Here is a 7,606-nt window from a genome sequence, read left to right on the forward strand (position 1 = left end):
ATCTCGATGTCCGGGCCGCGGGCGCGATCCTCCTGCTGTTCGGCCAGCACCTCGCCTGGATCGCCTCCCTGCCTACCACTGCCCTGACACCGCGGCCGAGTTGACCACGGGCGCGCCGCGCCGCTCCAGCTCCCGCGCCAACCACTATCTGGCGGCGCCGTAGAACGCTGCCGGGCTGCGGTCTGTTCACTGCTCGAGGGGTACCCCTGCCCCGGCTTGATGCTGCGAGCCGAGGCGGGCGAGCTGAAGGCTCCTGGAGATGGTCTCGCCGTGTCACACGCCGCCGCGATCGCGGAAAGAAGGAAGTGCCTGTCACGACCGCCGGATCCCCAACGAACGCGCGTGAGAGACTCGGTGGTCGGATCGCCGAGGCAGAAGGGCCGCTTGCCATGTCGGACGCCATACCGTTGCCGGTGCATCTCGACAAGGTGGTGGACGGGCTGGCGGCAAACCCTGCACTACCGTCGGAGCTCGTCCACCGGCTCCTCGGATACCGCAAGGGCCTTGGCAGGGTGGCTAAGCGGCCGGACCTGAGCGATGGCGTGATCGCCGAGATCATTGCCACAGGCGATCTGTGGCTCACACACTCTCTCGCCCTGAACCGCAGCCTCCCACGAGCCTTCCGGATGATTCTCGCGGAGCACCCGGATCCCGCGATACGCAGGGCTCTGGTCGTTGCAGCGGACGGCGCACCGCGAGAGCTGTTCGAGCTGCTGCTCGACGACGGCGACCCGCAGGTCCGCGAACACTTGGCGGAGAGCGATCACGTGCCGGCAGACTTGCGTACCCGGCTGGCGGCGGACCCGGACCCGAAGGTCCGGGCGACGCTTGCCCAATGGTGGACGACGGCCCCGGAACCGGTGCGCCGACTGCTGCTGACAGACCCCGACGACTCGGTACGAGCAGGGGCCTGCGCGACCTACTTTCGCCGGCTTCCCCATCCCGTTCCGCCAGCAGACCTTGTTCCGGCGCTGCTGGCCGACCCGGTCACGCGCGCCGGGGCGGTGCGCCACTGCACGCTGGACACCGCCACCGCCCACCGGCTGGCCGAAGATCGGAACGACGAGGTCCGCGAGGAGCTCGCGGAACACCCCGACCTTCCACCGGCAACCCGCGACAAGCTCGCTCACGATCCCAACCCGCGCGTCGCGCTGCGGGTGTTCGCTCGGCAGGACACCCCAGAGCCCACTCGCGCCGCGATCCATGCACAGATCCTGTCTGACGTGCCCCAGCAGGACTGGCTCGCGAATCTCCAAGCCCTGGACGACGACGCGCTCGAACGGGAATTCATGGGCGAGATAGCTCGCGCGGAGCTCCGGGCACTGCGCCTGCCGTGGGTGACGGCCGATCCCCTGCCGTACGTGGACTCGCCGTACGTCTGTTTCCGCGCCTCGGCGGCGATGTCCGACCGCCTCCCGCCGACGCTCGTCGCCCGACTGCTCGACGACGGGGAAAGCAGCGTCCGCACCACGATGGCTCTCCACGCCCGAGACCAGATCGATCCCGACACCGCCGAGCGCATCGACCGAACCTACCGCCCGGACAAGAGGGTCCGATGGCGTCCGGCCGACGACTTCCCTCTTCCGGTAGATGTACTGCGGCGCCTGGCTACAGACCCCGACCCCAGAATGAGGCAGCTGGCCCCGCGGGACCCCGACCTGCCCGTGGAACTCGCGCGCCGGCTAGCGGCTGACCCCGACCACATGGTGCGCCGCACCATCGCGGCCCATCCCCGACTTCCGGCTGAGGACCTGACGCGGTTGCTGGCTGATCCGTCGGAATCCGTTGCGGCCACTGCAGCCGCAAACCCGAACCTGCCAACCACTGGGATGCACCAGCTGCTTGTCCTCGCAGGCTTGTGACGCTCGATTGTGCGCGGCCGGTACCAGACCGGGACGCTGAAGGCCGTCGAGTGGCCGCGCGTGAACGTACCGGGGGCCGTCTCCCGAACCCTAGGTCCTTGGCCGCGGCGACTCGACGGGGCCGTAGCCCGCGAGGAGCACCGAAGCCCTCCAAGGACACGCTCTCGCTGCTCGATCACGTGATACCCAGGGCGGCGAGGGGGCGGGTGGCGTCGCGGGCGTGATAGCGAAGACCAGCGGCGATGTTGGTGCGGTTGGTGAGCCGGAGTGTCCCGATGGCGAGGTTCCGCAGGGCGGCCATGGCCCGGGGTGCGGTGCCGGTCCGCACCTGCGAGGCATCCTCTGTGTAGGTGACGTCCCTGACGTGGTGGATCTTGTTCTCGATGCCCCAGTGCTCCCGGACGCGGCGGGCGAGCTCGGCCGCGGCGGCTTGGTGTCCGGCAGGCTGGTGACCGCGTAGACGCGTTCGAGGGAGACCTTGCCCGTGGTTACGATCCGGCGCCGCCGGACGATCTGCAGGACCTGAACGGCGTACGGGAAAGGGATCTTGGCCATGGTGGCGGTCTTCATACGCCGGATCTCGTCGCGGCCGTGGCCGGTGGCGCGGGTCTTGTCCAGCAGCGGCATGTCCCGCCAGGGCAGGTTCTTCAGCATCCGGTGCAGGGTTGGCTGGTTGCCCTTGATCATCGCGATGTAGTGCGCCTGCTTGTCCTCCACCAGGAAGCGGGCGTGTTCGACCTGGCTGTGCAGCGCGTCGAAGGTGACCACCCAGCCGGCCATGTCCAGCGGTTGGAGCAGAGGTCGAAAGACGGTGATTTCGTTGGTCTTCGCGTCGACTTCACGCTGGACAAGGACCAGGCCGCGGCCACTCATCGCGGCCAGCAGGTGGACCTGGCTGCCGTCGGCGCGCCAGGCGCCCCGCACGGTCTTGCCGTCCACGGCGAGCGCGGGAGCGGCCGCCTCCGCCTGGCCGCGCTCAGCACAGCGGGCGCGGTCGGCGAGCCAGGCGCCGATCGCCGTGTATGTTCGCCGTCGGCGGCACGGGACGCCCGACTGGACCAGAGTGCTCAGACACGCTGCGTCCACGCCGGCCTGTTCAGCCCGCGCACCAGCCGCCCAGCGAGGGAACTTCGCCCACTGACAGTCACTCCAAGTCGACTTCACGGATCCGGTGCGGTTGCCGGGGACGTGGTTCTGGTCGGGCGGCCACATGCCGGAGACTGTGCGGGTGTCTGGCTTGAAGGAGACAAACGTCCGGCTGCCGGAGTGTGCCCACCAGGCTCTGGCGGCGGTTGGGGCCCGGCGGGGGACGTCGCGGGATGAGACGGTGCGCCGACTGCTGTCGGTGCATGTCGAGGCGCAGGAAAAGCTGGATGCCGATGACCGGCTCGCGCACATCTCGACGCTCCTGCGCTATCCGCCGCCTCCGCGCTGGCGTAGGGATCCACGGCAGGACCGGCCTCTTCGGCTGCGGGCCGACCCGGGCCTGCTGGAGCGGGCCCGGGCTGTGTCACTGCGGCTGCCGGGCCAGCATCCCCGCGCATACCGCGACTACCAGGGCCGGATGCTGACCGACGCGGTGATGACGGCCATCGCGGTCGCCGAACCCTTCACGGACGATTTCCTGGAGGATCTTCTGCCGGTCCTGCGTCACCGTGCGGCATTCGGGCTGTGGCGGCTGGTGACTGCCTCGACCAGCACCGGCCCGGAGAAGGAGTACCTGGTCCGGGCCGAAAGCCTGCGGGCGGACTCGTGGGGATCCGCAGCGCTCCTGGAGGACTGGCAGCAGTACCTTCTGCGGGTGGCGGAGATCCTGGAGCGCGAAGAGGGCTGGCATTCGTCAGCCCGTTTCAAGCTGGCCGTCTCTCTCGCCCGCATGCACCTCAGCGGGCCGCGGGCCAGGGCGGGGGAGGCGTGGCTGTACGCGCAGGATGAGGACTTTGAGGAGATGTACCAGGACTGCCTTCAGGTCGACGACGGGCTGCCGAAACACGCCAAGCGCGGATACGACTGGACCGGGCGCGGCGGGACCGCGGTCTGGCGGGCGGAGCGCAGAGTGGCCCTGGAGTACTTCGAGGACTGGCTGGTCGGGCGTAGCAAGGGGGATCCCGCCGCCGGTGTGATGGAACCGGGGTCTCCGGGCTGGCTGTTGCGGACACCGGCGGCCTGGCAGGCCCAGGTGTTCCCGCGGACCACGGCCGGGCAGCTGCCGGAGCCGTATGCCCGGTGGGCCTGCGAGGGCAGGGGTGTTGGTCTTTTCTTACCGGAGCGGGCAGGCCGTGTGGCCGCTGCAGAGGGGGCCGGAGGGGGCGGGTTGGGAGCCGGTGACCGGTATTGGGCCGCTGGCCGCTGCGGCGGCCGGGCTGGGCCCGGAGAAGGTCCTTGGATTCATCGAGGCCGTCCTCATCGAGTGGGACCACGTGTTCGGTGAAGAGGCCACCCTCTGTCTCTTCTTGGACCTTCCTGTCGACCAGGCACACCAGTTCGGGTTCATCACTGCCGTGGAGCGGAAGGGGGCGGTTGCGGAGGCGAGGGCGGCGACCCTGAAGGCGATGGACGCCTTCATCGAAGGCGTGGAGAAAGACGGCGAGGTTGACGAGTACGCGGTGCGCCAGCTGCGGGATGCCCGCGGCAGTGTCCGGGAGTTCCACCAGCTCGCGCGCGAGTTCGGCAGGGGCACCCTGCTGAGGTTCCACCCAATCAGGGCGGCGTGGCGGTGGCCGAAAGGCTCGGTGGTCAGCGAGGCCTTGGCGGGTTCGCCGCCGGAGGTGGTGCAGTGGCTCGCCGTCCAGGCCTATCGGCAGCGAGCGCTGCTGCTGGAGCTGTCGATGCAGGAGGCGTGGCGGCGGGCGTTCGAACGCTTCGGGTTCCGCGTGTGACACCCACCGATACAGAGCCCCTCCTCTTCCTCGGTGAACTGGGATCAGAACCGGGGCGCGGACGTCCCCGGGGATCCAGCGTCGGGCACATCAGCCCGGTGCTTTCACCCGAAGGGAATGCCCCATGCCCACTGCAAGCCGGCCGTTCATCGCCTCCTCTGCGACCGGGATTGCCGCTGTCACGATGGCCCTGACCGGTGCGCCGTGGTGGCTCATCTTGGCGGCGTTCTCCTGCTTCGCGCTGGCCCTGGTCGTCATGGGCGTGCAGTCGGTCTTCCCGCAGGAGTCCGAGCACCGGCTGGCCTGGTGGCGTGACCGGCGACGTCATCAGCACCTGCGCAGGCAGACCTTGGTTCCGCGGCAGCCGCGCGCAGGCCGGCGGCGTGCGGGAGAGGGCACCGGCCCCGTTCTGGGGCCGGGGGCCGGGGGTGAATGACCGCGGGCATGGCAGCGGCCTGGGGACTGGTACAGCGGTTGACGCCAGGCCGGTGATCATGGTGTCGGGGCCGTGTGCGGGCCTTGTTGAGGCGCCACATCGGGCAGAACTCCGGCTGGCTCGCGGTGTCGCTGTAGGCGGGCACTGTCGGGAATCCCGGTGCTCACCGGGCGTCGGTCGCCTATACATAGGGGGACGAGACCTCTGCGCCCGGCCGGCCGCCGGGACGGCCCTCACCGCGCGGGCCCTGACGGAACGGCGAGCACCTGGTGCTGAACCTGGAAGAGCGCATCACCCGAGTCTGGCACCAGGAGGTCCGGCCGCTGGTCGTGGACGCCTACCGCTGCCACAGCACTGGCACTCCTAGGGCTGCCATCGTGGCCACCTGGACCGCGGTCTGCGCCGACATCATCCACAAGCTCTACCAGCTTGCCGAGGACGGCGACGGCACGGCTGCTGAGGTCGTCAAGAGGATCGAGGGGGCCCGCAGCAAGGCCGACGACGAAGCGGTCAAGACGATGCAGCAGGTCGAGAGGAATCTCCTGCAGAACGCGCTCGACCTGGAGCTCATCGACTTTATCGAGCACCGACAGTTGGAACGCCTGAAGCAGGACCGTCACCTGTGTGCGCACCCTTCCCTGCGGCCGCTCGGGGATGTGTTCGCTCCTAGCGGCGAGTACGCGCGGGCCCACCTTGTGGCCGCGTTGGACGCTCTGCTGGTGCATCCGCCCACCCAGGGCCGCAAGGCATGCGCCCGGTACACGGCCCACGTGAGCGACCCGTCCTTCGTCGGCCACGGCGACTACCTGGTGCAGATGTTCGCGCAGCGGGTGAAGTCCAGCGCTTGGAAGCAGATCCTGGGCATCGCGGCCAAGCACGCCATGCTCGAACTGGAGGTGCCCGAGGGCATCGGCATTACCGCGAGCGTGGCTGCCGACCGGCACGCGCTCTGCCTGATCGCCTTCGCCCAGCACGACCGGGACGCCGTGCGGGAGGCCGTCACCAAGGCGATGAGCACGTTCAACGGGCTGCCCATCGAACAGCAGCTGAAGACGATCGCACGGCTGGGCGCGTTCGACGTGTTCGTGGATGCCTTGGATGAGACGGTGTGCCAGCAGATCGGCACCTACGTCGACCGCAGACCAGCCGTCGTCACCACCTCCTCTGGGGCGGTCGTGGCCTCCTCCACGCTTGCCTTGATCGGGCTTGACGCCGTTCGAGACCGCATTCCTGCCTTGGGCAGCAAGTTCGCAAAGCTGTCCCCGTACAATCAGGCCGCCGTCATCGAGCGGCAGCCCTCCGCCTACTTCACCGACTTCCTGGCGCCCATCCTGGCCTCGGCCGGCGGCTGGCGCATCGCCGAGTACCTCACCAAGATCGCGGTCATACCGTGCGCGCGCCTGGTCCAGCCCGAGCAGCTGGACGGCATTTTGACCGCATGGGCCAACAACGAGCAGTGCCGAGAGGCGTCAGGGATGCCTGAACTCGCGGTCACCTTCTGGACGCAGGCCACTCAGCTCCAGTCTCATCAGGCATGGGCCGCGTTCGTCAAGCGAGTGCGGGAGCTCGCATCGGATCCGCAGTGGTTCCAGTACGAGCAGCTGGCTGCCGTCATCAGCTACAAGGACGGCACGAGCGCCTTGTAGAGGTGTAGGTGTCGCTGATCAGTGAAGCTGCACGGTCATCATGCTTCTGAACTGGGGTTGTGCAGGTGGGCTGAGCGAGCTGGCTGCTGCGCGGGGACCCCGGAGTGCACCATGCCATCATTTCCAGTATCAAGCTGAGCCAAGTTTTGAAGCAAGGTGCCACTGGTTTCTTCTAAGGGGCGGGGTATGGGGCAGGGAGCTGAGCAGCGGGAGATCGAGCGGGAGCTGCGCCGAAGGGCGATCGACGGGTCGTCCACGCTGGAGATGCTCACCTGGCTGAGAGACGACCTGGAGGCTCGGATCAGTGATCCGGTCGACCGTGACGGTGCGATTGCCTTTTGCATGATCTCGACGTTCACGTCGGTCTTCGACCTTGGGCTCACGCCGGGACGGTTCATCGCGAGCTGGGACCGGTTCGGAGGGCACCTGGACGACGAGGAGCTGGTGGCGAGACTGGGCCCGCTGACGCTGGCACCGGACGAGGAGCCGCAGGCTTGTGACTGCGGCGGGTACTGGGTCTGAGGGGCCGAGCCGCCATGCGGCGGCACGAACAGACCACGCCCCGGTCAGACCTTCCTGCCCGCACCCGCGGAGCGGGCCGGTCCTGAAGGCGGAGCCGGAAGGACCCCGGGCGGGGGAGCGAAGCGGACCCGACCAACGGGCCGAAGGCCCAGACCCCGTGAAACGGGGTCATTCAGGCCTGCAGAGCAGGCCGTTCGGGGCAGAGCGAAGCGGAGCCCCGAACCGTCCGCAGCGCAGCGCAGGACACCGGCCCGAAGGGCC

General features: G+C 68.9%; 7 protein-coding genes. 6 read left to right on the forward strand and 1 reads right to left on the reverse strand.

The features are described from left to right. Positions 1–389 precede the first annotated feature (389 nt). A complete protein-coding gene (locus AB0953_RS31180) occupies positions 390–1,862 on the forward strand; it encodes a hypothetical protein (RefSeq protein WP_366862922.1) in 1,473 nt (490 codons plus the stop codon). A gap of 90 nt (positions 1,863–1,952) precedes the next feature. Here the strand turns inward: AB0953_RS31180 and AB0953_RS31185 are convergent, their stop codons facing one another. Then, positions 1,953–3,074: an ISAs1 family transposase gene (locus tag AB0953_RS31185; protein WP_366862923.1), complete on the reverse strand. Its 1,122-nt coding sequence runs from the start codon at positions 3,072–3,074 to the stop codon at positions 1,953–1,955. A gap of 115 nt (positions 3,075–3,189) precedes the next feature. On the opposite strand from AB0953_RS31185, the gene AB0953_RS31190 reads away from it, so the two are divergent. The 5 genes from AB0953_RS31190 to AB0953_RS31210 all read left to right on the forward strand — a co-directional run bounded on the left by AB0953_RS31190 (position 3,190) and on the right by AB0953_RS31210 (position 7,345). Next, complete coding sequence (locus AB0953_RS31190; protein WP_366862924.1) at positions 3,190–4,293, forward strand: hypothetical protein; 1,104 nt, start codon at positions 3,190–3,192, stop codon at positions 4,291–4,293. After that, the gene (locus AB0953_RS31195; protein WP_366862925.1) at positions 4,283–4,741 is read left to right on the forward strand and encodes a hypothetical protein; all 459 of its coding nucleotides are present in this window, start codon (positions 4,283–4,285) and stop codon (positions 4,739–4,741) included. Before AB0953_RS31190 ends, AB0953_RS31195 begins: the two co-directional genes overlap by 11 nt. A gap of 124 nt (positions 4,742–4,865) precedes the next feature. Beyond that, positions 4,866–5,177: a hypothetical protein gene (locus AB0953_RS31200; protein ID WP_366862926.1), complete on the forward strand. Its 312-nt coding sequence runs from the start codon at positions 4,866–4,868 to the stop codon at positions 5,175–5,177. Positions 5,178–5,446: 269 nt separating this feature from the next. Beyond that, entirely contained in the window at positions 5,447–6,823 is a 1,377-nt protein-coding gene (locus tag AB0953_RS31205) for a hypothetical protein (protein ID WP_366862927.1), read from the forward strand. A 186-nt stretch (positions 6,824–7,009) separates the two neighbouring features. Beyond that, a complete protein-coding gene (locus AB0953_RS31210; RefSeq protein ID WP_366862928.1) occupies positions 7,010–7,345 on the forward strand; it encodes a hypothetical protein in 336 nt (111 codons plus the stop codon). The last annotated feature ends 261 nt before the right edge of the window (positions 7,346–7,606 follow it).

The organism is Streptomyces sp. NPDC046866 (assembly GCF_040704625.1).
Taxonomy (GTDB): Bacteria; Actinomycetota; Actinomycetes; order Streptomycetales; family Streptomycetaceae; genus Streptomyces.

Coding starts and splice junctions, on each gene's coding strand:
- AB0953_RS31180 (WP_366862922.1), top strand. CDS start 390: ATGTCGGACGCCATACCGTTGCCGGTGCATCTCGACAAGGTGGTGGAC.
- AB0953_RS31185 (WP_366862923.1), bottom strand. CDS start 3,074: ATGTGGCCGCCCGACCAGAACCACGTCCCCGGCAACCGCACCGGATCC.
- AB0953_RS31200 (WP_366862926.1), top strand. CDS start 4,866: ATGCCCACTGCAAGCCGGCCGTTCATCGCCTCCTCTGCGACCGGGATT.
- AB0953_RS31210 (WP_366862928.1), top strand. CDS start 7,010: ATGGGGCAGGGAGCTGAGCAGCGGGAGATCGAGCGGGAGCTGCGCCGA.